General features: G+C 60.0%; 21 protein-coding genes and 1 other RNA gene. 14 read left to right on the top strand and 8 right to left on the bottom strand.

Annotated elements, in window-relative coordinates:
- The first annotated feature begins 155 nt into the window (after positions 1–155).
- A complete protein-coding gene (locus FKL89_RS15400; RefSeq protein WP_156863637.1) occupies positions 156–1,667 on the top strand; it encodes an MFS transporter in 1,512 nt (503 codons plus the stop codon).
- A gap of 3 nt (positions 1,668–1,670) precedes the next feature.
- On the opposite strand, the gene FKL89_RS15395 is transcribed toward FKL89_RS15400, so the two are convergent.
- The 4 genes from FKL89_RS15395 to rpsF form a co-directional block, all read right to left on the bottom strand.
- Positions 1,671–2,474: an alpha/beta fold hydrolase gene (locus FKL89_RS15395; protein WP_156863636.1), complete on the bottom strand. Its 804-nt coding sequence runs from the start codon at positions 2,472–2,474 to the stop codon at positions 1,671–1,673.
- 227 nt (positions 2,475–2,701) lie between these two features.
- Entirely contained in the window at positions 2,702–3,154 is a 453-nt protein-coding gene (gene rplI / locus FKL89_RS15390) for a 50S ribosomal protein L9 (RefSeq protein WP_156863635.1), read from the bottom strand.
- A 21-nt stretch (positions 3,155–3,175) separates the two neighbouring features.
- Positions 3,176–3,451: a 30S ribosomal protein S18 gene (gene rpsR, locus FKL89_RS15385; RefSeq protein ID WP_156863634.1), complete on the bottom strand. Its 276-nt coding sequence runs from the start codon at positions 3,449–3,451 to the stop codon at positions 3,176–3,178.
- 18 nt (positions 3,452–3,469) lie between these two features.
- A complete protein-coding gene (gene rpsF, locus FKL89_RS15380) occupies positions 3,470–3,841 on the bottom strand; it encodes a 30S ribosomal protein S6 (RefSeq protein ID WP_156863633.1) in 372 nt (123 codons plus the stop codon).
- 448 nt (positions 3,842–4,289) lie between these two features.
- On the opposite strand from rpsF, the gene FKL89_RS15375 reads away from it, so the two are divergent.
- Both FKL89_RS15375 and ssrA read left to right on the top strand, forming a co-directional pair.
- Positions 4,290–5,075 carry an oxygen-binding di-iron domain-containing protein gene (locus FKL89_RS15375; protein WP_156863632.1) on the top strand — a complete coding sequence of 262 codons (786 nt, stop codon included), beginning with the start codon at positions 4,290–4,292 and terminating at the stop codon, positions 5,073–5,075.
- Positions 5,076–5,376: 301 nt separating this feature from the next.
- Positions 5,377–5,766, top strand: a transfer-messenger RNA (tmRNA) gene (gene ssrA / locus FKL89_RS15370).
- A 317-nt stretch (positions 5,767–6,083) separates the two neighbouring features.
- On the opposite strand, the gene FKL89_RS15365 is transcribed toward ssrA, so the two are convergent.
- Positions 6,084–7,007, bottom strand: a complete 924-nt coding sequence (locus tag FKL89_RS15365) for a hypothetical protein (RefSeq protein ID WP_181955201.1) — start codon at positions 7,005–7,007, stop codon at positions 6,084–6,086.
- Between the two features lie 34 nt (positions 7,008–7,041).
- On the opposite strand from FKL89_RS15365, the gene FKL89_RS15360 reads away from it, so the two are divergent.
- The 3 genes from FKL89_RS15360 (at position 7,042) to FKL89_RS15350 (ending at position 10,331) form a co-directional block, all read left to right on the top strand.
- Entirely contained in the window at positions 7,042–8,004 is a 963-nt protein-coding gene (locus tag FKL89_RS15360; RefSeq protein ID WP_156863518.1) for an IS5 family transposase, read from the top strand.
- A gap of 622 nt (positions 8,005–8,626) precedes the next feature.
- Positions 8,627–9,067, top strand: a complete 441-nt coding sequence (locus FKL89_RS15355) for a hypothetical protein (protein ID WP_156863631.1) — start codon at positions 8,627–8,629, stop codon at positions 9,065–9,067.
- A 53-nt stretch (positions 9,068–9,120) separates the two neighbouring features.
- A protein-coding gene (locus FKL89_RS15350; protein WP_156860844.1) for an IS3 family transposase occupies positions 9,121–10,331 on the top strand; the annotation gives its coding sequence in 2 pieces (ribosomal slippage) (positions 9,121–9,406 and positions 9,406–10,331; 1,212 coding nt in all).
- Positions 10,332–10,927: 596 nt separating this feature from the next.
- On the opposite strand, the gene FKL89_RS15345 is transcribed toward FKL89_RS15350, so the two are convergent.
- A complete protein-coding gene (locus tag FKL89_RS15345) occupies positions 10,928–11,974 on the bottom strand; it encodes a DMT family transporter (RefSeq protein ID WP_156863630.1) in 1,047 nt (348 codons plus the stop codon).
- 3 nt (positions 11,975–11,977) lie between these two features.
- Positions 11,978–12,406 carry a Cd(II)/Pb(II)-responsive transcriptional regulator gene (gene cadR, locus FKL89_RS15340; RefSeq protein ID WP_156864737.1) on the bottom strand — a complete coding sequence of 143 codons (429 nt, stop codon included), beginning with the start codon at positions 12,404–12,406 and terminating at the stop codon, positions 11,978–11,980.
- A 106-nt stretch (positions 12,407–12,512) separates the two neighbouring features.
- Between cadR and FKL89_RS15335 the strand changes: the two genes are divergently transcribed.
- The 8 genes from FKL89_RS15335 (at position 12,513) to FKL89_RS15300 (ending at position 22,611) form a co-directional block, all read left to right on the top strand.
- Entirely contained in the window at positions 12,513–14,816 is a 2,304-nt protein-coding gene (locus tag FKL89_RS15335) for a heavy metal translocating P-type ATPase (protein WP_156863629.1), read from the top strand.
- A gap of 6 nt (positions 14,817–14,822) precedes the next feature.
- Positions 14,823–15,185, top strand: coding sequence for a DUF2946 family protein (locus tag FKL89_RS15330; RefSeq protein WP_156863628.1), 363 nt, complete (start codon positions 14,823–14,825; stop codon positions 15,183–15,185).
- 133 nt (positions 15,186–15,318) lie between these two features.
- Positions 15,319–16,566, top strand: coding sequence for a TolC family protein (locus FKL89_RS15325; protein WP_162527541.1), 1,248 nt, complete (start codon positions 15,319–15,321; stop codon positions 16,564–16,566).
- Positions 16,563–17,138 (top strand): hypothetical protein, encoded by a 576-nt coding sequence (locus FKL89_RS15320; protein WP_156863626.1) that lies wholly within the window; start codon positions 16,563–16,565, stop codon positions 17,136–17,138. Before FKL89_RS15325 ends, FKL89_RS15320 begins: the two co-directional genes overlap by 4 nt.
- Positions 17,135–18,247 (top strand): efflux RND transporter periplasmic adaptor subunit, encoded by a 1,113-nt coding sequence (locus FKL89_RS15315; RefSeq protein WP_156863625.1) that lies wholly within the window; start codon positions 17,135–17,137, stop codon positions 18,245–18,247. Before FKL89_RS15320 ends, FKL89_RS15315 begins: the two co-directional genes overlap by 4 nt.
- A gap of 15 nt (positions 18,248–18,262) precedes the next feature.
- Positions 18,263–21,382: an efflux RND transporter permease subunit gene (locus tag FKL89_RS15310; RefSeq protein ID WP_156863624.1), complete on the top strand. Its 3,120-nt coding sequence runs from the start codon at positions 18,263–18,265 to the stop codon at positions 21,380–21,382.
- A 29-nt stretch (positions 21,383–21,411) separates the two neighbouring features.
- The gene (locus FKL89_RS15305) at positions 21,412–21,804 is read left to right on the top strand and encodes a hypothetical protein (RefSeq protein WP_156863623.1); all 393 of its coding nucleotides are present in this window, start codon (positions 21,412–21,414) and stop codon (positions 21,802–21,804) included.
- An 84-nt stretch (positions 21,805–21,888) separates the two neighbouring features.
- Complete coding sequence (locus tag FKL89_RS15300; RefSeq protein ID WP_156863622.1) at positions 21,889–22,611, top strand: ZIP family metal transporter; 723 nt, start codon at positions 21,889–21,891, stop codon at positions 22,609–22,611.
- Positions 22,612–22,640: 29 nt separating this feature from the next.
- Here FKL89_RS15300 and FKL89_RS15295 read toward each other — a convergent pair whose 3' ends face one another.
- Positions 22,641–23,432, bottom strand: coding sequence for a patatin-like phospholipase family protein (locus tag FKL89_RS15295; protein ID WP_162527540.1), 792 nt, complete (start codon positions 23,430–23,432; stop codon positions 22,641–22,643).
- Positions 23,433–23,521 lie beyond the last annotated feature (89 nt).

Genomic DNA, 23,521 nt, shown 5'->3' with positions numbered 1-23,521 from the left:
GAGGGCGCCCGGGAAGGCGCTGGCGACTGCAGAACTCCTGATTTTATGGGGCCGCCATGAAGCGGACATGAAGCGGCGACACGGGCGGGGGACAAGATGTGCCCCTCACCACAGCGTGGTCATGGCAGGACAGCGCCGGCAAGTAAACTGCCCGCATGACTGATCCCGTTGTTCCCGGGTCGCTGGCCGCGCTGCAGGCGCGCTACGGCGAGCGTCACCGCTGGCTGTTGCTGCTTTCGCTGATGATTGGCACCATGGCGTCGGTGATGTCGTCGACGATTGTCAACGTCGCCATCCCCGACATGAGCCAGCACTTTGCGCTAGGGCAGGATCGCGCGCACTGGGTGAGCTCCGGCTTCATGGCGGCGATGACCGTGTCGATGCTGACCACGCCGTGGTTGCTGGCACGCTTCGGTTACCGCCAGACCTACTTGATCTGCATGTGGCTGTTGCTGCTGGGCGGCATCGGCGGCGGCTTTTCCAATCACTTTGGCTTGGTGCTGGTGGCCCGCGCCTGCGAAGGGCTCGCCGCCGGGGTGGTACAGCCCATCCCGGCCATCATCATCCTGCGCGCGTTTGCGCAGAACGAGCAGGGCCGCGCCAGCGGCATCTTTGGCATGGGCGTGGTGCTGGCACCGGCGATTGGTCCTAGCATCGGCGGTGTGCTGGTCGACTGGTTTGGCTGGCGCTCCATTTTTTTCATGGTGGCGCCGTTTTGCGTAGTGTCCATGTGGCTGGCCTACAAATTTGTGCCGATTACTGCGCCCGGCGGTGTGGCAGCTGATCGGGGCGGCGCGCCGCTGGACTGGATCGGACTGCTGCTGGCAACGGCCGGCACGCTGAGCCTGCTGAACGGGCTGGTTCACTTGCATGATGGTGCGCCCTTGCTGGCCGGCGGGTTGCTCGTGATTGCAACGCTGTCCTGCGCCGGTTTTGTGTGGTGGGAGCGCCGTATTGCCCGTGCGGGCAACACGACCGCTGGCGCGACCCGTGGTGCTGCTGCGCCGCTGATGAGCTTCGATCTGTTCGGCTATCGCCAGTTTGCGATGGGCACGGTGGTCGCCTTCATTTACGGCACCGCGCTGTTCGGCTCGACCTATCTGCTGCCGGTGTTCATGCAGCGGGGCCTTGTGCTCTCGCCCTCCTATGTCGGCACCATCCTGCTGCCGGCCGGATTCATTCTGGCCGGCACCATTGCACTGGTCGGGCGGCTGGCAGATCACCAGCCCGCGCACCGGCTGGTCAGCATCGGCCTGCTGCTGCTGGCCAGCTCTTTTGCGCTGATGGTGACGGTCAACACGACGACCAGCCTGTTCGTTCTGGTTGCCTGGGCGATCATTGGGCGTATCGGCCTCGGCTTCATCCTGCCGTCGCTCAACCTTGGCTCGATGCGCGGCGTTGATCGGGCGTTGATTCCGCAGGGTGCCAGCGTGATCAACTTCATGCGCATGCTGGGCGGTGCGATCGGTGTCAGTCTCTGCGGCATCCTGCTGGAATGGCGGCTGGCCGCGCATGGCGATTCGTTGACCGCACTGGCAACCAGCAGCGCGCGCCTTGATGCCTTCGATGAAGTGTTTTGCGTGGTTGCCGGGATCTGTGCGGTGGCGATCATTGCTGCGTGGCAGTTGCGCGAGCGGGCCACGCCAGCGCCACCTTCGGCGGACTGAAGATCAGCCAGCAGTCGCCAGTTTGAGCACCAGCGCGGCGCAATCGACCGGTGCTTCCATCGGTATCAGATGACCGGTCGGCAAGGCGTGGAAGCGCGGCGCGAATAGCCGCTCGTTTTCTGCGTAGCCCGCCATGCGCGTTTCTTCCGACTGGGTTCCGGCGATGTAGTGCACGGCAATCCCCTTGCGGCGGAGACGTTGCAGTGCATGGAACGCCGGGCGATGCACGACGTAGGCATAGATGTCGCGTTCAGTGTCACGCGGCACGCGCAATGTGACGCCGCCATTGGCGGCGGTGACAAGGGCGTGCGCAACGAAATCGTCGAGCACACCCGGCGCCCAGCGCTGTACGAACGCCTTGCCAGCGAAGAACTCGCGGGCCGCTGCGCGGCTCGGCCACTGGTCGCGCCGACGGGCGGCGATGGGAGCGGGTCCCGCACGATAGGCGAGCCCGGTGAGCTGGGAAAAGCTGAGCAGCTTGCCACGCCAGCCGGTCGGAATTGGCGAATCAATCAACACCACGGCCGCGACCGCCTCCGGGTGCCGTGCCGCCGCCTGCAAGGCAAGGTAGCCACCCATCGAGTGCCCGACCAGCACATGGCGGCTGCCCGCGCGTGGCTGTGTCAGCCCGAGAGCCTGATCCAGCATTGTCGGCCAGCGCCGATGCGCGGCACAGTCCGGTGCGCTATCGAGCACGGAAGGCGCGTGGACGTGTGCATGACGCTCCAATGCCGCAAAGAACTGGCGATAGACGCCTGACGGGTAACCGTTGGCGTGAAAGAACGTGAGGTGCAGGGAAGGCTTCAATTCAGTTCGGCGGATGAGGAGAGCGGCAATGTGCGTGACGCAACGTCTTCGTGTGCGCGCCGCGCCGCACACGCATCGCAGCGGATAGCGTAGAGGCGCAAACTGGAGTCAACCATCCAATCACTCCGCTTCGCCGTGCAACATCAACCTCGCATCAACCAGGCCGAGCAGACAACAAAAAACCCGCCCGGGTTGCCCCAAGGCGGGTTTTGCAGAGTAGCCTGGGCTTACTCTTTTTCGGCGATCACGATGACCTTGATCTCGCTCGTCACATCGGTGTGCAACTGCAGCTTGACGGCGGTTTCGCCGATGGTCTTGATCGGGCCGGATGGCATCAACACCATCGACTTGGTGACCTCGTAGCCCTGGGCGCGCAGCGCTTCGGCGACGTCAACGTTGGTGACCGAGCCGAACAGACGGCCGTCAACGCCGGCTTTCTGCGTCATCTTGAGCTCGACGCCGTTGAGCTTTTCGCCCAGTGCAGTTTGCACGGCGAGCTTCTCGGCGGCGACCTTTTCGAGGTCAGCACGACGGGCAGCGAGGTCGGCGATGTTCTTCTCGGTCGCGCGCTTGGCCTTGCCTTGCGGGATCAGGAAGTTGCGGGCATAGCCGTCCTTGACCTTGACGATGTCGCCGAGCAGGCCGACGTTCAATACTTTTTCAAGAAGGATGATTTGCATGATGAGGGTTCCTTCCGTCGATTACTCGTGCAGATCGCAATACGGCAGCAGCGCCAGGAAGCGGGCGCGCTTGATTGCGGTGGTGAGCTGGCGCTGGTAGCGGGCCTTGGTGCCCGTCACGCGGCCCGGCATGATCTTGCCGTTTTCCTGGATGAAATCCTTCAGCGTGTCGATGTCTTTGTAATCGATCTCTTTTACGCCAGCTGCCGTGAAGCGGCAGAACTTCTTGCGCTTGAAGAGGCTCGGTTGACGATCGCGCTTGGGGCGCTGGCCGAACTTGGGTTTGCCGAATGCCATGGTGTGCGCTCCCGTGCGTTAGGCTGCCGTCGCTGCTTCGGCAGCGTCAGCGGTGTTGAGGTTCTTGGCCTTTTCGCCAGCCATCATCGGCGACGGAGCCACTTCGGCGCCATCTTTCTGCACCGTCAGGTGGCGCAGCACGGCGTCGTTGAATTTGAACGCGGTTTCGAGCTCGACCAGCGTGTCGCGATCGCACTCGATGTTCATGCACACGTAGTGCGCCTTGTAGATCTTGTTGATCGGATAAGCCAGCTGGCGGCGGCCCCAATCTTCAAGACGATGGATCTTGCCGGTCTTGCCGGTCACCAGGGAGCGATAACGCTCGACCATCGTGGGCACTTGCTCGCTTTGGTCCGGATGGACGATAAAGACGATCTCGTAATGACGCATGGGTCATTTCCTTTCAGTCTATGGACAGTGGATGGCTTTCGCTGCAACGCAACCAAAGCCGCTCAAACTGACCCCCGGCGTTTGTTGTTGGCGCCTTGCTGATGGCCTGGCTATCGGATGAAAGCAGACCGCACACAAGACGTGTTTGCCGTGGAGCAGAGCCATAAATTATAGCCCGACCGGCGTTGGCGCGCCAGTGACGTCGCCCGCCTCAGACAATGCCGCGCAATTTGTCGCATCGCAATAAAACCACGATTTCCTTAGGGTTGCTCGGGACAAAATTGACTTGTGTCAATTCTGCAAATCGCCAACACGGAACAATGCCCAGACGATTCTTGGGCATCCGGCGGCCGCCAGCATCAGGCGGGCACTCACCGGGCACCATGCCGGCGTCCTGGCGGGTGACTACACCAGTGGGCGCAATCGACACGCGATCAAAGGAGTACGCATGTTCGCTCCCACCGAGCTTTACAACGACGGCAAGCACATCTGCATTTCATTCTCTGACCTGGTTGCCGAGGCCGGAGAGGCCGTGCAGGCCAACCAGTTTCTGGTGGTCGACAACGGCGATGACGCCCTGATCGATCCGGGTGGCAACATGACCTATCACGCGCTCTACATGACCATGTCGCGTTATGTGCCGCCGAAGAAGCTGCGCTACGTCTGCGCCTCGCATGCCGACCCGGACATCATTGCGTCGCTCGCGCGCTGGATCGGCGGCACCGACTGCCAGCTGGTCATTTCCAGCATCTGGTCGCGCTTCGCACCGCACTTCTGCACCGGCACCAGCACCGAGGGCCGCATCATGGCGATCAAGGACGAGGGCGCCATCCTGCCACTCGGCAAGAGCAGCCTGCACGTGATTCCGGCGCACTTCCTTCACTCGGAGGGCAACTTCCAGTTTTACGACCCCGTCGCCAAAATCCTGTTCTCGGGCGACCTCGGCGCATCGTTGATGCCGCCCAAGATCTGCGGCCAGCCAGTGCCCGACTTTGCCCGCCACATCCCGAACATGGAGGGCTTCCACCGCCGCTACATGGTGTCGAACAAGGTTTGCCGACTGTGGGCGCGCATGGTGCGCCAGCTCGACATCGAGATGATCGTGCCGCAGCACGGGCCGTTCTTCAAAGGCAAGGCAATGTGCAACCAGTTCATCGACTGGATCGACAACCTCTCCTGTGGCGTTGACCTCGTGTCCGAGGCCAACTACATGCTGCCGCAGTCGCGGGTCTAGGCCATTGGTGTGCCGTTTGGCGGCGCACGACGCGTCGCCACGGATAATCCGCCTCAATCAGCTTTTTGCCGAAATGCCCATTCAAATTGGGCTTGAAGCTCGAAACAACCTAAACTCGATAAATGGCGTAAATAGCCCTTACGCCCATTGAAATCTGGGTTTCATTGGAAAGTTGATAACCAAAATTGCCCGGTCGAGACGATTCGTCGCAATCGCCGCAGGCATCTGTCGCGGTTGAAATGTCTGGCGACGGACTAACATAGTCACTTACTGAACGCGTTTTGCGCTCACCACGATTTCCGGGCCCGACCTGGTTTCGACGGGAGTTCTGATATGCGCTTGGGGCATGTCGAGGGGTAGCTCCTCGTAAATCCGCTGCAAAGCAATTTAATTGCAAACGATAGCTTCTACGGCGAAAGCCGTCTCGCAGCCTAATTAAAAACTAGGTTCGAGTGTTGCAGCAGGGGACGTGGACTCTGCGCCGAGCCGGGCAACTGGTAAAGCAGCAACATCATCTTCCCACGGGTAGGGTGCGTGAGTGTCTGCGGCGCGCATCCGAAATCAAGCGGGCTGGCTGGTGGCGAGGGTGCTCATGCTCGCGTCAACGGCAAGATCAAATCACTGAGCTAAGCATGTAGTCCTGACCATCGATGGCTTTCGGACGCGGGTTCAATTCCCGCCGGGTCCACCACTATTGAAGCCCCAACTGTTCTCAGTTGGGGCTTTTTCTCGTCTGTTGCCGACAGTTCCCGCGTGTTTGCGCGGGTTCATGCGGACACCTGCGGACTTCGCCGGTTGCCTGTCTGGCCCGTTCTCGGCCGCTTTTCGCTCTCTCCTGGCCATTCTTCTCCCGGGCTTCGCTCTCCGCGAATGGCCCGGAGTCCGCAAAGGCACAGTTCAGCACCCTTTCAAATCAACGGGTTACGCGCGGACGGTTCAAGCGGTTGGATCGCGGCATTGCCTACCCGGAGGGGAACTGCCGCGGCCAGGAGGCTGTCCGTTCCGACCTTACCGCCTTGGCTCGACAGCAGCGGCCCGCTGAATCTGCTCGAACAGACCCTGCGCGGCCTGCTTGGCAGCCGCATCTTGCTCGGCGCTGATAGGGGCGAGATCTATGCCGTCGCGGCCCGCTGCATAGGCGGGACCGCCGACATCATCGTCGTAGTCCGAGCCGTCCTCGTTGATCGCGTAGTAAGCGTCCTTGGACAGGTCCGTGCCGACTAGCCTGGACAGATACACCCAAGTCCAGCACCGAGCCAGATCTCCTTGATCGTGCTCCTCGATCAGGCGGAGCATGGCGTCCGTGTCCCCATTCTCGGCAGCCACGGTAAGCCAGTGCTTCGCATCAGCCACGCGCCCCAGTCGCTCGGCAATCTCGGCAATGGCCGATGGATCTGCACCAACATCGTGACGCGGCCGCTCGAAGAATGACGGGTCACCAAAGCGTTCCGCCAAGTCGAGGAGCGCATGTTGATTGCCGAGTCGACCAGCCTCGCGAAGATGGCTGGCGTACTTGTTCGCTTGAGTGAGTCGAGCCGCATGGGCCTCTGCCCACTCCTTTTCCACGCCTGTCAGCACACGACCCTGTTGTGCCTGGGAGTGCCAGTAGGAGCTTCCCGCCCCCCGGTCGGTGTCGTCATCGTCGTCGGGGGCATGGATCAGCGCCAGGGCGTAGTGAGCGAGAGCGTTGCCTTTGCTGGCCGCTGCCTCCAACCCATCGAGCATGAGCGGTGCGATAGCAGCCTCGTCACCATCTGCCCATCGGGCACCAAGCCGATCGTCCTGCTCGTCGCCGAACTGCTCGGGGTCGTCATCAGCCGGATCGTCGTCTAGGCTGGACCAATCCCCTCGCAGTTGGCTGATCAACGCCGAAATCTGCACGGCGCCAATCTGGCGCTCTGCCAGGAAGGACCCTAGGGCAACACTGAACAAGTCCACCGTAGAGCTGTAGCGACGTTATGAATGTATGAAGCAACAGACTCTAGCTGCAGCGGCCGATCAAGGTGCCGGATTTGAACAGTACCGGCGCGCAACCAAGCGCGACGTGTTCCTCGCAACGATGGAGCAGATCGTGCCGTGGTCCGAACTGTGCGCCGTCATTGAGCCGCACTATCCCAAGCCGGGCAATGGGCGCCCGCCGGTTGGGCTGGAGCGCATGCTGCGCATGTACTTCGTGCAGCACTGGTTCAACCTGGCAGACGAGGCCTGCGAGGAGGCATTGCTGGACAGCACGGCACTGCGCCGCTTTGTGGGTATCGACCTTGGCCGCGAGCGCGTGCCCGACGGCACGACGCTGTTGAAGTTCCGCCGTCTTCTGGAGCAGCACAAGCTGGGCGAGCAACTGTTTGCCACGGTCGGTCGGGTACTGCAGGAGCGGGGGCTGAAGGTAGGTACGGGCACGATTGTGGATGCCACCATCATCGGCGCCCCGAGTTCGACGAAGAACGCCGAGAAGGCGCGTGATCCCGAGATGTGCCAGACGAAGAAGGGCCAGCAGTGGTACTTCGGCATGAAGATGCACATCGGGGTGGACAGCCGCACAGGGCTGACGCACAGCGCGGTGGTGACTGCGGCGAACGTGCACGACAAGCACCCGCTGCCTGAGCTGCTGCACGGAGCCGAGCGGCGCGTGTACGGCGACAGCGCCTATGCCAGCCAGAAGGAGTTGATCAGCTCGAAGGCGCCACAGGCGCGGGACTTCACCAACCAGCGGGTGCGCAGCGGTGGCGAGATAGACGAAGTCGAGCGGGCGAAGAACCGCAACAAGTCCAGGGTGCGCGCCCGTGTGGAGCACGTGTTCGCGGTGGTCAAGCGGCTGTGGGGCTTCAGCAAGGTGCGCTACCGTGGCTTGGCGAAGAACGCGACGCGCTCGTTCGTGGCGCTCGGTCTGGCCAACATCTACCTGGCGCGCAAGCGCCTGATGGCATGAGTGCGCCCGCAGTGGGCGTAAAGCACGCCCGTGGGGCCGATACGGCACTCATTGGAGCGAAATCGGACCACTGCGGCCCAAAAATCTCGTCGTGCGTAACTTTGACTCGCCGCACTCACCGTCACCATTGAAATCAATGGCTTGTTCAGCGTTGCCCTAGTGCAGAGACGCTTCTCCACCAAGTGCAAATGATGCGTCTTGTTCGATCATAGGCGAACTATCGCTTGAGCTACCAAGGTGGGACCAGTGTGATCGAGTTCATGTCGATGGCAAGGATTTCGGTTCATCGGACCGCGCGCATTTGTTGCTCCGGTTCGATCGCGCTTCTTCGAACCGATTTACCAAGTAGAGCTTGCTGCTACACGGGTCTGGCAGTCGATGCGTTTGCAAGTGACTACCTCAAATATGCAATCGATTCAGGGGCTGATCATATTTTGCGCCGGTGCGCCATCTTCAAATGACCTAGTTTGCATTCGTTTATCAATACCAAACACAAAGTTCTTATTTTAAAAAGACACGGTTTATGTAATACTTTCGCTAATTAATAACTGCTGCCCAACGGCTTGACTAATGCCGCCAAGAAAAGCCGGCGCAACGAGTGACAACTATCGGAACCATAGCAATGCTCACCTCAACAAATAGGACTCAGACGATAGTTGCTGGCAGCGCCCTGCTGTTAATCGTTGCGCTCGCCTGCGCTGCTGCGAAGTCACTGCTCTTGTTCGTGGTCGTGGCGTATGTAATGTTCGCTTGCTGGTACATCACAAAACCGGAAGTACCGCCCCCCCAAAACAGGCGACCCCGCATCGCCCGGTCAACAGGAGTACCTGCCGCCGGCCAAGCATTTGCCTGGATCGACAGCCGATGGAGCGATTTGGAGCCGTTTGACCGCAACGAAATGGGCTTCGACGATTCGCCCGACGACTTTCCCGTTAGACACATCGCGCTCGCGGGCAATCTTGCCGGTTACATTGATTGCGGTTGTGATCCAAGTGGAATGGGTATTCACGTAGACGACGCGACGGATTTAGAAGTGGCCCCACATTTCAAGACAGCAGGATAAGTGGAAACTCGGATAGCAAATGACGCGGCGGAAGCCGCGAGAAAGACTATTCGATGTCAACGAAGAAGAGCAGCGCAATTCGGCGCCAGCGGCGCAAGCTCACACCGGAATTCAAAGCCAGGGTTGCCCTGGCAGCGCTGCGGGAGGACGCAACGACAGCCGAGTTGGTGGCACGTTTTGACGTTCACGCCAACCAGATCAGCGAATGGAAGAAGCTATTGCTGGAGCGCGCCACACTCGCCTTTGGCGGGAGCACGACGCTGGCCGCTGGCGACGACGAAGCGCTCGTCAAGGCCCAGACCAAGATTGGGCAACAAGCCTTGGAGATTGATTTTTTAGAACGCGCGCTCACCAAGGTCGGATTGCTGAGCGCCGGGAAATGATCGACCGGACGCACAAACTATCGCTGACGCGGCAGGCCACGCTGGTTGGCATCAGCCGCTCGGCGGTGTACTACCAGGCCGTGGCGGTCTCCGAGCGCGATCTGGCGCTGATGCGGCGCATCGATGAGCTGCATCTGGAGCAGCCGTTCTGGGGCTCGCGGGGCCTCTTGCGCATGCTCAGGCGCGACGCATCGATCAAGCCCTGGATCGAGCAACAACCCTTGGGGCGCAAGCACGTCGCCACCCTCATGCGGCGCATGGGGATTGAGGCGCAGTGTCCAAAGCCCGGCACCAGCAAGCGAGGGCGTGGCCCCCGGCACAAGGTGTTCCCCTACCTGCTCGGCAGCATCAACTTCGAACAGATGGACGCCAACACGGTCTGGGCGCTCGACACCACCTACATCCCGATGCGTCACGGCTTCGCCTACCTCACCGCCGTGATCGACGTGGCCAGCCGCCGAGTGCTCGCGCACAAGCTCTGCACCACGCTGGAGGCGTATCACGCCGTCGAGATCGTCGAGCAGGCGATCCATCGCTTCGGTACGCCCGAGATCGTCAACACCGATCAGGGCAGCCAGTTCACCGCGCTCAAATTCGTTGAGGCGATCACGACGCGCAACATCAAGCTATCGATGGACGGTAGGGGGGCGTGGCGCGACAACGTCTTCGTCGAACGCTTCTGGCGAACAATCAAATACGAGCGCATCTACAAGCGTGCCTACGATACGGTGAGCCAGGCACGCGCCGACGTGGCTGAGTACATCGACTGGTACAACGAGCAGCGACCGCACACTTCCAACGAAATGGAGCAGACGCCGAAACAAGCCTACGACAATTCACGGGAGAAACTGGCGGCACGGAGCTTGAAGGCGGCTGCGTAGAATGAAGCGAACCGGCGTGCTCCGCGTTACCCACGGCGCGCGCGAAACGTGCTCTATACGACGAGTTTTCGCGCGCGCCGTGGATAACGCTACGCTCTCAACCCACCCTCCGAGTTCCACTTATCTTTCGGGGTTTGTTGTCTTGACGAATGGGGCCACTTCTTTTCGACCCGATGGGCTATGACCATGGGGTACACACGGAATTCGACGATCACCTGTTCCGCGACTTCATAGATTCCGGAAATCAAATCGACACCGATTGGCTGTCAACCCCCTGCTGGGAATCGATCTAAAAACGGAAATCCCACCTGCGGCGTCTAGAGCTGCGGCTTCGCCCAGCAAGGGAGGCGTATCCGCCAATGTGAGGCGTTACCGCTCAAGGGACGCCTTGCGGCGTTGCAGAAGGGAGCCCTTGAGGGCGATGGTGCTCGCTAATCGGAAAACAGGCCCACCCACCTGACTGAAATCAAACGCAATCAATGTCAGCAAGATACTACGCCGCTAGTCAACTGTGCGCGGAAGAAGGCAATACCATTGGATTCCGCCATAGTTTCTATTGATCAACGGCAACGGGAACCGTAGCAGGGGATCAAACGTCAGTGCGTGTGTACGTGATGAGCATCAGGTACATGCGGATGGGAGTGCGTTTGCGCCCGATGAACGTGCGGATGCGAATGTCGAGTGCCTGGCGCTATCGGGCCGTCGTGTGTGTGATCATGGTGATCGTCCTCGGGACCATGCACGTGGCTGTGCGTGTGTGACAAGGCTTCATGATCGTGCACGTGGGCATGCTGCTCGGACAGATGCAACCACACACCGATGGTCATCAACATCCCTGCCACTACCAGCGACGCGGTGACAGCTTCGTCAAGCAGCAGCAGGGACAGCGCCGCGCCGAGAAACGGCGCCACGGCAAAGTACGCCCCAGCCCGCGCGGTGCCAAGATGACGCAGCGCGATGATGAAAAGCACCAGACTTACACCGTAGCACGCAAAACCGAGTACAGCGGCGGCACCTACGGCCGACGCAGCCGGTATCGTTGCGCCCGTTGCCAACGCAATCACGAGATTGGTGGTGCCCGCCACCAGTCCCTTGACCATGGCGATGAAGGATGCGTCATTCAGCGCTACTTTGCGTGTGAAATTGTTGTCGAGTCCCCAGCCGAGGCATGCCCCCACGACGGCCAACGCTGACAGCCAGTTGCCCCCGACGGTTTCTCCCCAACCGAGCACGATGCCACCAGCGACGATACAGACCAGACCGAGCGCAACTCGACCATCCACGTTCTCCTTGAAAACGACCCATGCAATCACGGCAGTGAGAACAGCTTCAGCGTTGAGCAGTAGCGACGCGCCAGATCCTGTCATGCCCAGCAAACCAAATACCAGTAGTACCGGTGCAACGATACCGCCCAAGAGCACCGCGAGCAGCAGCCAACGCCAATCGGTTCGACTCAGCGTCGGCGTTTTTGACCGCGTTACCCTACGCGCGAGGTAGAGGCCGATACCTGAGCCTAGATACAGCAGCGCGGCTAACAACCACGGTTCGATCTGCGCAAGTAGCAGTTTGGCAAACGGCGTGCTGGCCCCAAACAGCGCCGCAGCGAATAGCGCGCCGGCAACGCCGATTTGTCCGGTTCTCATAATTCAATGCTCCGCGTGGCAGGCACACGCCTCGCCGTGCGCCGCAGAAACCAACTCGTGCAGGATGCCACATTCCTTTGTTGAATGCGGCTCGTTGCATTGGCGACGCAATGCTGTCAGTTGTTTCTCCAGCGCTCGCATGCTCTTCAAGCGCGCCTTGACGCGACCGATTTGCTCATCGACAAGAACATTGATGTCGCCACAGTCCGATGCCGGTCGATCCACGAAATTGAGCAATCGCGTGATGTCTGCCAGCGGCATGTCGAGCGCCCGACAGTGGCGAATGAACGCTAAGCGCTCAAGATGCGGCTTGCCGTAGCTGCGATAGCCATTGGCCTCACGCGCCGGTGGCGGCAACAGGCCTGACTTCTCATAGTAGCGCACGGTTTCTACGTCTACGCCAGTCGATTCTGCAAGTTCACCGATGCGCATGGCTGCCTTTTTACAGAGGATGGTTCGATCATCAAATTTTACGCTTGACTCTGTAGCGGCTACAGGGTTTTTAATGCGATCATCCTGTCGATGTATCGGCCTCGCTATGTCTTCCGCCAAAATTCCTGAAACCCAGACGAGCTGCGAAAGTTCCGTCTGTTGTGATGTTCCTTCACCGGTCGAATTGACGAATCCATTGCTTGCTGTTGCTTCACCGCGGAGCACCCTTTGGCGAATTTCTACGATGGATTGCGCGTCGGAGGAAGGTGAGATTCGGCGAGCGCTGGAGCCAATTGCGGGCATTCGATCCTTGTCATTTCAGCTCCGAGCGCGAACGCTCGCGATTGATGCGGACGATGCTGCGTTGCAACCCGCGCTTGAAGCAATTCGTAAGGCAGGCTTCTCTCCGCAGCCTGTCGCCGACGGGACGCGTCAAACTAGCGCTGACAACGCAGCCGGCGACCAGTCGCATGCTGAACACGATCATCACGACCATGACCACAGCAGTGAATCGGGAAGTGGCTGGTCAGAAGTGACGCGCTACTTCGCGGCACTCGCCTTCGCAGTCGCAGCCGAAGCGCTTTCGTACTTTGCGCCCGATACCATACCGTGGAAGGCCACAGGCATGCTGCTTGCCGCTGTTGCCATCGGGTTGGCGGGACTATCCACGTACAGCAAAGGCTTTGGCGCGCTTCGGCATGGTCGGTTGAACATCAATGCCTTGATGACGGTCGCCGTCACCGGTGCTTTCCTGATTGGCCAATGGCCAGAAGCCGCTATGGTCATGGCGTTGTACGCGATAGCCGAACTGATTGAAGCCAGGTCGGTGGATCGTGCGCGCAATGCCATTAAGAGCCTCATGGCGCTCGCCCCGGAAGAATCAGATGTTAAGCAGGCGGACGGCAGCTATGCGCGCATGCTGTCGAGCGCTGTGCCGCTCGCCGCGCTCGTTCGGGTGAAACCGGGTGAACGGATTCCGCTGGACGGTGTGATTGTCAGCGGCAACAGTGCGATCAACCAGGCACCGGTGACGGGAGAAAGCATCCCGGTCGACAAGCAACCCGGTGACACCGTATTCGCAGGCACGATCAATGAGACGGCAACGCTTGAACTCAAGATTACCGCCGTGGCGAGCAACAGCACCTTGGCGCGCATCATTCACGCAGTCGAGCAGGCACAAGGCACACGTGCGCCGACGCAGCGCTTTGTTGATCGCTTCGCTGCTATCTACACGCCAGCCGTTTTTGCACTTGCACTGGCAGTCGCGCTCCTCACACCGTGGCTACTCGGTTGGACGTGGACGCTCGCCGCCTACAAAGCGCTCGTGCTGCTGGTGATTGCCTGCCCGTGCGCGTTGGTGATCTCGACCCCAGTGACCGTCGTGAGCGCACTCGCAGCGGCGGCGCGACGCGGCATTCTGATCAAAGGCGGCACATACTTGGAAGCGGCGCGCAACCTCAAAGCCATTGCGCTCGACAAAACTGGCACTGTCACGGAAGGCAAACCCAAGCTCGTTGCGTTTGAAATGTTGACGGAGAGCCATTCGCGAGAAGCCACAGCAACGCTCGCGCATAGTCTCGCCGCGCAATCGGATCATCCGGTGTCCAAGGCGGTTGCAGCAGGCTTGGAGGCGACGTCACAAACCGTCGAAACGTTCACTGCGATTGCCGGTCGTGGCGTCAGCGGCATCATTGATGGCGAACAGTATTGGCTCGGCAATCATCGTTTGATCGAGGAGCGCGGCATCTGCAGCCCTGCGATTGAAGCCAAGTTACAGGAACACGAACGTCAGGGCCGCACAGTGACCTTGCTCGCGACCGATAAGGCGGTGATCGCACTGTTGGCGGTCGCCGACACGATCAAAGCTTCATCGAAGCAGGCGGTGGCTGAATTGATTGCCTTGGGCGTCACACCGGTCATGCTTACCGGCGACAACGCTGCCACCGCGAGCACCGTCGCGGGTCTTGCCGGAATCAAAGACGCCCGAGGCAATTTGTTGCCGGAAGACAAGCTCAAGGCGATTCAAGAGATGCAGCGACAATACGGCGCAACGGCCATGACGGGCGACGGCATCAACGATGCACCAGCGCTGGCTCAGGCCGACATTGGTTTCGCGATGGGCGGGGCTGGCACCGACACCGCGATGGAAGCCGCTGACATCGCCGTGATGAACGACGATCTGCGCCGTATCCCGGAAACCATTCGCTTGTCAAAGCGAACCCATGCCATTTTGTGGCAGAACATCACGCTCGCACTCGGCATCAAAGTCGTGTTCATGGGACTCGCGCTGTTCGGTAATGCGACGATGTGGATGGCTGTGTTTGCTGATATGGGCGCGAGCTTGCTGGTCGTGTTCAACGGCTTGCGGCTGTTGCGCACGCCGGAACTTTCACGGAAGTCATTACACTAATCCATCATGCGTCGGTTCATTACCCTGTTATTGCTGTGCGTCCTGCCGTTCCAGTTTGTGCTGGCGGCTTCGGTCGACGCCACTGAGCACGCCACTGGCGGACACCGTTATCATGACAACGCATTTCACTCGCATGACGTTGCCGCAGAAGCTTCAGCAGGTGCATTGGACACGGACGATTCCGCATCTCGCGCTCACGGCGAATGCGGCATCTGTCACTTCTTCCATTCGCCCGCCATGATTGAAGCACGCGCTGATTTTGAGCGAGCGGAGATTGTTGCGGCCATTAGCCCCAACGGACGCGAAAAGCATCATCGCAGCGCGATTAGCGAGCGCCCGGAGCGCCCCAACTGGTCTTGCCTCGTCTAGCCGACGAGGACGTTACTCATTCACAGTCCTGACGCATTGGCGTCAGACGTTTTAGCCGTTTTCCTCGTCGGTTCCCACCTGATCATTTTTTGATTCCGGAGAACCGAATATGTGCCTTTTTCCCCGAGCACCTGTGGGGGCCCGATCCCTGCTGGTCATCGCCATGTGCGCCAGCATTGCCGCGCTGCCTGTGGCTGCACAAAACGCGCCACCCGTGCCAACTGGTGTGACCGCGTCCGCAGCGTCAATATCGATTGCCGAGGCCTTTCAGCTTGCGTTGGCGCAGCAACCGTGGACGCTGGCAGCGAGCGAGCGTCAGCGCGAACTGCAAGCGCGTGAAGCGCTCGCCGATTCGTGGCTGGCCGACAGCCCGACCATTGCCTCTGGCCTCAAAACGGGCAACCGCGACGGCGCACGCGAACTCGAAGTCGAAATCAGTGCGCCGATTGCCACCGCTTCACGGCGTTCACTGCAACGCGCCAGCGTGCGCGGTGAGTCTTCTGTCTACACCGCCAACCTTGCGCAACTTTCGCTCAAGCTGGCGGGCGAGGTGCGAGATGCCTACTGGGCGGTGCAGCTCGCGGCAAGCGAGTTGGTATTGGCAGATGATGAGGTCAAACGCTCTGAGGTTGTTGCGGCTGATTCCGCACGGCGAACTGCTGCGGGCGACTCTGCCCGCGTGGACACGCTGCAAGCGGACCTGAATGTGCAAACGCTGCGCTCGACACGCGTGGAAGTGGAGCAACGCTTGCTCGTCGCGCGGCAGGTTTTACGTGGGTTGATCGGCGATGCGGCCAGTCGCGGATTGTCGGATCGGGCGGAGGCACGCGACGGGAGCGCGCAGCAGATTCGTGACGAGCATCCAGCGCTGTTGCTGGCCACTCAAACGTCACAGCTTGCGCGAGCGAAGTTGAGCGAAGCTTCTGGCTTGACCAATGGCGCGCCCACGGTGTCGTTCGCGCTGACTAATGAACGCAGCAACGGTGGTGGCAACGCGTCCACTGCGCGTATCGGCATCTCGGTGCCGTTCGGTGGATCGCAGCGCGCAGCCCCGCGCATCGCACAGGCGAGCGCGGAACTAGCCGAAGCCCAAGCCAGCATCCCGCTGCAGCGCCAACATTTGCAGGCGGAGGCGGCAAGTGCGCAAGCCGCAGTGACAAGCGCAGAGCGTCGCATCAGCGCACTGACCGAGCGCGAGCGGCTGGCGAATGAAGTCGCAACGCTTTATGCCAAAGCCTATCGCCTGGGCGAGCTGGACTTGCCAACGCGCTTGCGCGCGGAGGGCGAACGCGCGAACGCCAGTCTGGCGCTCAGCCGCGCCCGCATCGAACTCAAACACGCGATCTCGCGTGTCAATCAATCTCTGGGACTGTTGCCATGATTTTCTCTTCTGTAGTCAAAGTAAGCGCCGCTGCCGCAGGCGTCTTATTGGTTTCTCTGGCGATGGCGGTAGAAGGCCATGACCACGGTGACGCCAAGCCCTCCGCATCTGGCCCTGCGCTGCCGCGTTTCACTGTGCAATCGGATTTATTTGAAGCGGTCGGTGTGCTCGGCAAGGACGAACTGGTGGTCTACATCGACCGCGCTGCAACGAACGAACCGGTGGTCAATGCCACGGTTGAGCTTGCGAGCACCGGCATCAAGCAGGTTGGTAAATTCGAAGCGAAGCTCGGCGAGTATCACTTTGACGCGAAACCGTTCGCAAAGGCGGGCGAATATCCGATAACGCTAACGGTAAAAGCGGGCGCGGATAGCGATTTGCTCACCGGGGACTTCGATATTCATGGCCCAGCCGCTGCCACTGCTGCAACCAGCGTGCAATCGCACGGCTGGCAACGCACGGCGCTTTGGGGTGGAGGCGGGCTTATTGCCACTCTGCTGTTGTTCTTAGGCGCTCGACGCTTTGTCGCAAACCGCCGCAACGGCCGCAATCGTATGGGAGCGGCAGCATGAACTGGCGCAAATTATTGACGATAGCCTTTGTTCCTTTGCTGATCACGATGTCCACACCGCTCAAGGCAGGTGAAGGCCACGACCACGGCGACAGTGGTCCCGCAACCAACGCGGGCGGCCCCCAACGGCAACCCGACGGCAGCGTGTTTCTGCCGAAGCCTGCGCAGCGACAACTTGGTGTGCTCACCATGCTCGCCGCAGTCGCAGATTTGCCCCGTACGACGGAACTCGCGGGCAAAGTCATGATGGATCCGAATGCGGGTGGCAAAGTGCAGCCGACGATTGCCGGTCGCATTGAACCCGGCCCGCGTGGACTGCCAAGCGCAGGGCAGACTGTGCGCAAAGGTGAAGTGCTGGCCTATGTGATTCCATCGTCCGGGCAGATTGAGCGCTCCAACCAGACTGCGCTGATTGCGGAGTTGCGCGGTAACAAGGCGCTGGCTGAGAAGCGACTGGCACGACAGAGGGAACTGGCCGACACCATTCCGCGCAAGGAAATTGAGGCCACAGAAAACGAAATCGCCAGCCTCACGGCGCGTGCGAATGCGCTGGGCAGTGGGCTCACCAGTCGTGACACACTGGTTGCGCCGATCAGCGGCGTCATCGCATCGGCCAGTGTGGTGAGCGGTCAGGTGGTTGATGCGCGTGAGGTGCTGTTTGAGGTGATTGACCCGACTCGCCTGCGTATCGAAGCAATCGCGTTTGACCCTGCGATGGCCGCAGACATTGGCGCGGCAACGATTGCCATCGGCGACAAACGGGCGACGCTGACCTTTGTCGGTGCAACGCGGTCACTTCGCGAGCAGGCATTGCCGTTGATATTCAAAGCCAATGATGCGTCGCTATCGATGCTGGCCATCGGGCAACCAGTGCGCGTGTTTGTGCAGAGCAAAACAAAAGTGAACGCGATTGCGGTGCCTGTCTCATCGCTCATGAAGAGTTCATCGAACCAGACCATCGTCTGGGTGAAAACCGCGCCGGAGAAATTTGAACCGCGCGTGGTGATGACGGAGGCGCTTGACGGCATGTCGATCGCGGTGACGGCTGGTTTGAAGGCGGGTGATCGTGTTGCTACGCGCGGCGCAACGCTGATCAATCAAGTACGTTGATCGGGGCTAAACACAATGTTTAACTGGCTCCTAAAAAGCAGCCTGAGCAACCGCTTGCTGGTGATGATCAGCAGCGTGGTGCTCATGGTGTACGGCGCATTCACCCTGTCAAAGATGCCGGTGGATGTGTTTCCTGATTTGAATAAACCGACAGTCACCATCATGACTGAATCGGGCGGCATGGCCGCTGAAGAGGTGGAACAGCTCATCACCTTTTCGCTGGAAACCACGATGAACGGCTTGCCCGGCGTGGAGACGGTGCGTTCAACCTCTGGCTCCGGGCTCTCGTTTATCTACGTCACCTTCAACTGGAGCACCGATATTTTTCGTGCTCGACAAATGGTGTCGGAGCGGCTCTCATCCATGGAAGAAGGCCTGCCCGCAGGTGTGATTCCGCGCATGGGGCCGATCAGCTCGATCATGGGCGAGATCATGCAGATCGCGATCCCCATTGATGTCGCAAAAATCTCACCGATGGCTGTGCGCGAGTATGCCGACTGGGTGCTGCGACCGCGATTGATGGCGATTCCCGGTGTGGCGCAGGTGATCCCGATTGGTGGCGAAGTGCGGCAGTATCAGGTGCAGCCCAACACGCTGCGTATGGCGCAACTCGGTATCACGCATGAGCAGATCGAGGCTGCGCTCAAAGGCTATTCGTCCAATACCTCGGGTGGCTTTCTCGAAATCAATGGCCGCGAGTATCTGATCCGCAATCTGGGGCGAACCTCGGCGCTTGAGGACTTGCGAAATCTCGCAATCACGGCGAAGGACGGTCAGCCAATCCTGCTGCGGCAGATTGCCGACGTTGCCTTCGCGCCAGCGATCAAACGCGGCGACGCGGGCTTCGAGGGCAAACCGGCGGTGATCCTTGGCATTCAGAAACAACCGACGGCCGACACTATCGGGCTCACGCGAAACATTGAAACCGCGTTGGCGGAAATGAAGAAAACATTGCCAGTGGGATTGAGCGAACCGAAGGTCACGTTCCGTCAGGCAAGCTTCATCGAAAGCTCGATCAATAACCTGAACGGCAAGCTGATAGCCGCCTCCGCTTTCGTCGCGGTGATTTTGTTCGTGTTTCTCGGAACAGTTCGCACGACTGTGATCGCGCTCACCGCCATCCCCGTTTCCATCTTCATCACCGCGCTCGTGTTCAAGTATTTCGGCTTGTCGATCAATACGATGACACTGGGCGGACTGGCGATTGCCATCGGCGGTCTGGTGGATGACGCGGTGGTCGGCGTGGAAAACGTGTTGCGACGTTTAAAAGAGGATCGCATCAAGCATCCCGAGCATCGAATGAACCCGGTGGAGATCGTCGTGCGCGCCACGATGGAGGTGCGCTCGGCGATTCTGTACGCCACGATCATCATCGTGCTGGTGTTTGTGCCACTGTTTGCGCTGCCGGGCATGGAGGGTCGACTGTTCGTACCGCTGGGCATTGCCTTCATCGTGTCCACACTGGCCTCACTCGTCGTTTCCGTCACAGTGACGCCAGTGCTCTCCTACTACCTGTTGCCGCGCATGAAGTCGCTGGATCATGGCGACACGAAGTTTCTGGTGTGGCTCAAGCGCAGTTACAGAGGGGCGCTCATCGGCGTGCTTTCGCGTCCGCGTGCTGCGCTGACAACCGGCGCGGCGACCATCCTTCTGGCAGCCGCCACTGTACCGTTCTTCGCCACGACCTTTCTGCCGCCCTTCAACGAGGGCACGCTGCTGATTGGCATGCGCCTCAATCCGGGCGTGACGCTGGCAGAAACCTCCGCGCTAGCCAGGCAGGCCGAGGTGCTCATAAAGCTTGTGCCGGAGGTTACGCACGTCGGTCGTCGCAGCGGTCGCGCGGAGCTGGATGAGCATGCCGAGGGCGTGCATGTGAGTGAGCTGGATGTGGGCCTGAAGGCCGCAGGCGAACTCACTCGCAGCATGGATGCGGTCAAGGCCGACATCCGGTCAAAACTCGTGAATTTTCCGGTAGCCATTGAGATTGGGCAGCCGATTTCGCATCGCATTGATCACATGCTCTCCGGCGTCCGTTCGCAAATTGCGATCAAGCTGTTTGGTGACGATCTCGATGTGTTGCGTGGTCAGGCGGATGTGTTGCGCGCAAAGCTTGCTGCCATTCCGGGACTCGCCGATCTTGCGATTGAAAAACAGGTGCTGGCACCGCAGATCAAGGTACGCGTTGATTACGCAGCTGCCGCGCGCTATGGCGTGCCGACGCCGCAAGTGCTCGCCACGCTGCAAAGTCTGGTTGAAGGCGAAAAGATTGTGCAGATCGTGGAAGGCGGTCGTCGTTTTGCGCTGGTTGTCAAACTGCCCGAGTCAGCGCGCACGATGGAAGGTTTGGGCAATATCCTGATCGAGACGCCGACGGGACGCATTCCGCTATCAAAAATCGCGACGATTGAAGACAGCGACGGCCCGAACCAGATCAGTCGCGACGATGGCAAACGCCGCATCGTCCTTTCGGCGAACGCACAGGGGCGCGCGCTGTCCGAGGTCGTAGCCGACATCCGCAAAGTGGTCAACGAATCGAAGTTGCCGGAGGGCTATTTCGTCACGCTCGGTGGCCAGTTTCAGGCGCAGGAGGAGGCGTCGCGTCTGGTCGGCCTGCTGTCCATCGTGTCGCTGATCCTGATGTTCGTCGTGCTCTACAGCCGTTATAAAAGCTCGACGCTGGCGCTGCTCATCATGGCCAACATTCCGCTGGCGCTAGTCGGCGCGGCGCTTGGACTGTGGCTTTCAGGGCAGCCACTGTCGATTGCGGCGCTGATTGGCTTCATCACCCTGGCGGGCATCTCGGTGAGGAACGGCATCCTGAAGGTCAGCCATTACATCAACCTGATGCGTTTCGAGAATGAGGCGTTTGATCAGAAGATGATCGTGCGCGGCTCGCTGGAGCGGCTGGCTCCGGTACTGATGACGGCGCTTGTCACTGCGTTCGCACTGGCTCCGCTGTTGTTTGAAGCTGAGCAACCGGGCACCGAAATTTTGCATCCGGTGGCGGTGGTCATCTTCTCGGGCCTCATCAGCTCGACGCTGCTCGACACTTTTTTGACTCCCGCGATGTTCTGGCTGTTTGGTCGTCAGTCCGCTGAACGCCTTGTAGCGGACAGCGATTCCGAAGCACTCTAGTTTTTTTGCCCACGAAGAAAGGAAACATCATGAAACATACAACCCGACTGATCACACTGGCGGCATTGACGCTGGGCGTCGCAATTACACCCGCCGCCTTCGCCGCAGGCAACCACGATCACTCGCCGAAGCACGGCGGCATCGTGGCCGAAGGCAAAGCGTTCGACGCCGAGCTGGTCGCCAAGCCAGACCTGATCACCGTGCACTTCAGTGACCATGGCAAACCGATGATGACGAAGGGCGCGAAAGGCAAGATCACGCTATTGACGGGAGCCGACAAGACGGAGGTCGAACTGATGCCCGCAGGTGACAGCCGCATGGAGGCGAATGGCAAATTCAACCTGAGCGCTGGCACCAAAGCGGTTGCAGAAATTACGCTCGAAGGCCGAAAGCCCAGCACGGTACGTTTCGCCATCAAATGAGCGAATAGAGTGCGTTTTGAGTAACAGCCGCCCGGCGGTACCGCTTCAGGTTGCCTTTGTAACTATCGCTACACTCTTCACAAAATGCCACTACTGAATGTCCTGAGTTATGCAGCCATTCCGGTTGTAGCCGTAGTTGCAGGAGGTATTCTGTCGTCGCTGCGGCCACCCGGTGCGGCGATGCGCAGTGCCGTGCAGCATTTTGCTGCGGGTGTGGTCTTCGCTGCACTCGCAACCGAGTTGCTACCCGAAGTCATGCATCGCCGGTTACCGCTGCAAACAATAGGCGGCTTTGCGCTGGGCGTCGTGGTGATGCTTTTACTTAAAGCATTCACCGAGAAAAAATCAGAGGGTGCAGATACGGTCACAACCGGATTGCCGACGACACTCCTCATAGCGCTCGGTGTGGACATCGCGCTTGATGGGCTCTTAATCGGTGTCGGCTTCGCCGCCGGAGAAAAGCAGGGACTGCTGCTGACCATTGCGTTGACCCTGGAGGTATTGTTTCTCGGCGTGTCGGCGTCGGCGGCATTAAGCGGCGGCGGAGCAACGCGCCCAATGATCGCGCTGATAACAGCGGGGCTGGGCGGGCTACTGCTATTGGGCGCGGGATTGGGGGCTGTCGTGTTGAGTGGCGCGTCTAGCTCGACGATAGACGTGGTGCTGTCGTTCGGCATCGCGGCACTGCTGTACCTTGTTGTTGAAGAGCTGATGGTCGAAGCGCATGAAGGGCCGGAAAGCCCTTGGTTGTGCGCGACGTTTTTTGTGGGGTTTCTGGTGTTGTTGATCGTTGAGATGTTTATTTGAAGCGCGCTACTCGTCATCACACCGCAATGTCAGGGTTTCGAGCGTGTCGTCAATCGTCGCAAATCCCCGCTTACCTCCTGAGTGGCTGATTCCCCTGCGGTTATCAACCAATCCCGATCTTTGAATCCGAGTTGCCCGGTGGTTTCTATCTTCGGCTGAATGACCAAGTCCGCCGACAGTAGTTCACTCTCCTTGATGCGTTGACAGGCAATCATGAACGATTGAAACATGACATCCGGCAAACTGGAGATATTCGCATGCTGCGATGGGTAGGTCGCGTCCACCGCGATCACTATGTCCGCACCGAGCGAACGTGCCGCTGCGACAGGCAGTGGACTGCTGACCTGGCCGTCAATGTAGAGTTTTCCGGCGATTTGTGGCGGCACCAGCAATCCAGGCACCGATGAGGATGCACGGACGGCCAACCCGACATTCCCGTGCGTAAACGATGTCGGTTTGCCCGTTTGCATGTCGGTCGCGACGAGTGCCAAGCGTCGCGGCAACACCTCTATGGGACGGCGCGATACGAGTTCTTCTACAAATTGCTGCAACCGTTCGCCGCGAACAAGCCCCAGATCGCCGCGAATGATGGGTTGCCCGAGATGCGGTAGCGTGAAGTCCATGAGTATCGATGCGTTAGAACGGGCCGCAGCCGCCTGAAGCTGATCCGCACTCAGGCCCGCCGCATAGCCCGCCCCCACGATGCTGCCCGCGCTGGTGCCGACGATCAGGTCGGGCTCGATGCCCATTTGCTCAAGCACGCGAATCACGCCGATATGTGCGAAGCCGCGCGCAGAGCCCCCGGAGAGGACGAGCGCCACTACTGGGCGCTTCGCATCAAATGGCCGTACCGCACCAGTACGCGGCTCTGGTATTGCCGCTGATCGGTCAACACGCGCAGTTGCGCATC

The sequence above is a fragment of the Casimicrobium huifangae genome (assembly GCF_009746125.1).
GTDB classification, from domain to species: Bacteria; Pseudomonadota; Gammaproteobacteria; order Burkholderiales; family Casimicrobiaceae; genus Casimicrobium; species Casimicrobium huifangae.
Note: the sequence above shows the minus strand (reverse complement) of the source record. Positions and strands in the feature narration are given on the sequence as shown.

What these genes read in the sequence shown, in the direction of transcription:
- FKL89_RS15400 (WP_156863637.1), top strand. Translation starts at nt 156, where the DNA reads ATGACTGATCCCGTTGTTCCCGGGTCGCTGGCCGCGCTGCAGGCGCGC.
- rplI (WP_156863635.1), bottom strand. Translation starts at nt 3,154, where the DNA reads ATGCAAATCATCCTTCTTGAAAAAGTATTGAACGTCGGCCTGCTCGGC.
- rpsR (WP_156863634.1), bottom strand. Translation starts at nt 3,451, where the DNA reads ATGGCATTCGGCAAACCCAAGTTCGGCCAGCGCCCCAAGCGCGATCGT.
- rpsF (WP_156863633.1), bottom strand. Translation starts at nt 3,841, where the DNA reads ATGCGTCATTACGAGATCGTCTTTATCGTCCATCCGGACCAAAGCGAG.
- FKL89_RS15375 (WP_156863632.1), top strand. Translation starts at nt 4,290, where the DNA reads ATGTTCGCTCCCACCGAGCTTTACAACGACGGCAAGCACATCTGCATT.
- FKL89_RS15360 (WP_156863518.1), top strand. Translation starts at nt 7,042, where the DNA reads ATGAAGCAACAGACTCTAGCTGCAGCGGCCGATCAAGGTGCCGGATTT.
- FKL89_RS15355 (WP_156863631.1), top strand. Translation starts at nt 8,627, where the DNA reads ATGCTCACCTCAACAAATAGGACTCAGACGATAGTTGCTGGCAGCGCC.
- FKL89_RS15345 (WP_156863630.1), bottom strand. Translation starts at nt 11,974, where the DNA reads ATGAGAACCGGACAAATCGGCGTTGCCGGCGCGCTATTCGCTGCGGCG.
- cadR (WP_156864737.1), bottom strand. Translation starts at nt 12,406, where the DNA reads ATGCGCATCGGTGAACTTGCAGAATCGACTGGCGTAGACGTAGAAACC.
- FKL89_RS15335 (WP_156863629.1), top strand. Translation starts at nt 12,513, where the DNA reads ATGTCTTCCGCCAAAATTCCTGAAACCCAGACGAGCTGCGAAAGTTCC.
- FKL89_RS15330 (WP_156863628.1), top strand. Translation starts at nt 14,823, where the DNA reads ATGCGTCGGTTCATTACCCTGTTATTGCTGTGCGTCCTGCCGTTCCAG.
- FKL89_RS15320 (WP_156863626.1), top strand. Translation starts at nt 16,563, where the DNA reads ATGATTTTCTCTTCTGTAGTCAAAGTAAGCGCCGCTGCCGCAGGCGTC.
- FKL89_RS15315 (WP_156863625.1), top strand. Translation starts at nt 17,135, where the DNA reads ATGAACTGGCGCAAATTATTGACGATAGCCTTTGTTCCTTTGCTGATC.
- FKL89_RS15310 (WP_156863624.1), top strand. Translation starts at nt 18,263, where the DNA reads ATGTTTAACTGGCTCCTAAAAAGCAGCCTGAGCAACCGCTTGCTGGTG.
- FKL89_RS15305 (WP_156863623.1), top strand. Translation starts at nt 21,412, where the DNA reads ATGAAACATACAACCCGACTGATCACACTGGCGGCATTGACGCTGGGC.
- FKL89_RS15300 (WP_156863622.1), top strand. Translation starts at nt 21,889, where the DNA reads ATGCCACTACTGAATGTCCTGAGTTATGCAGCCATTCCGGTTGTAGCC.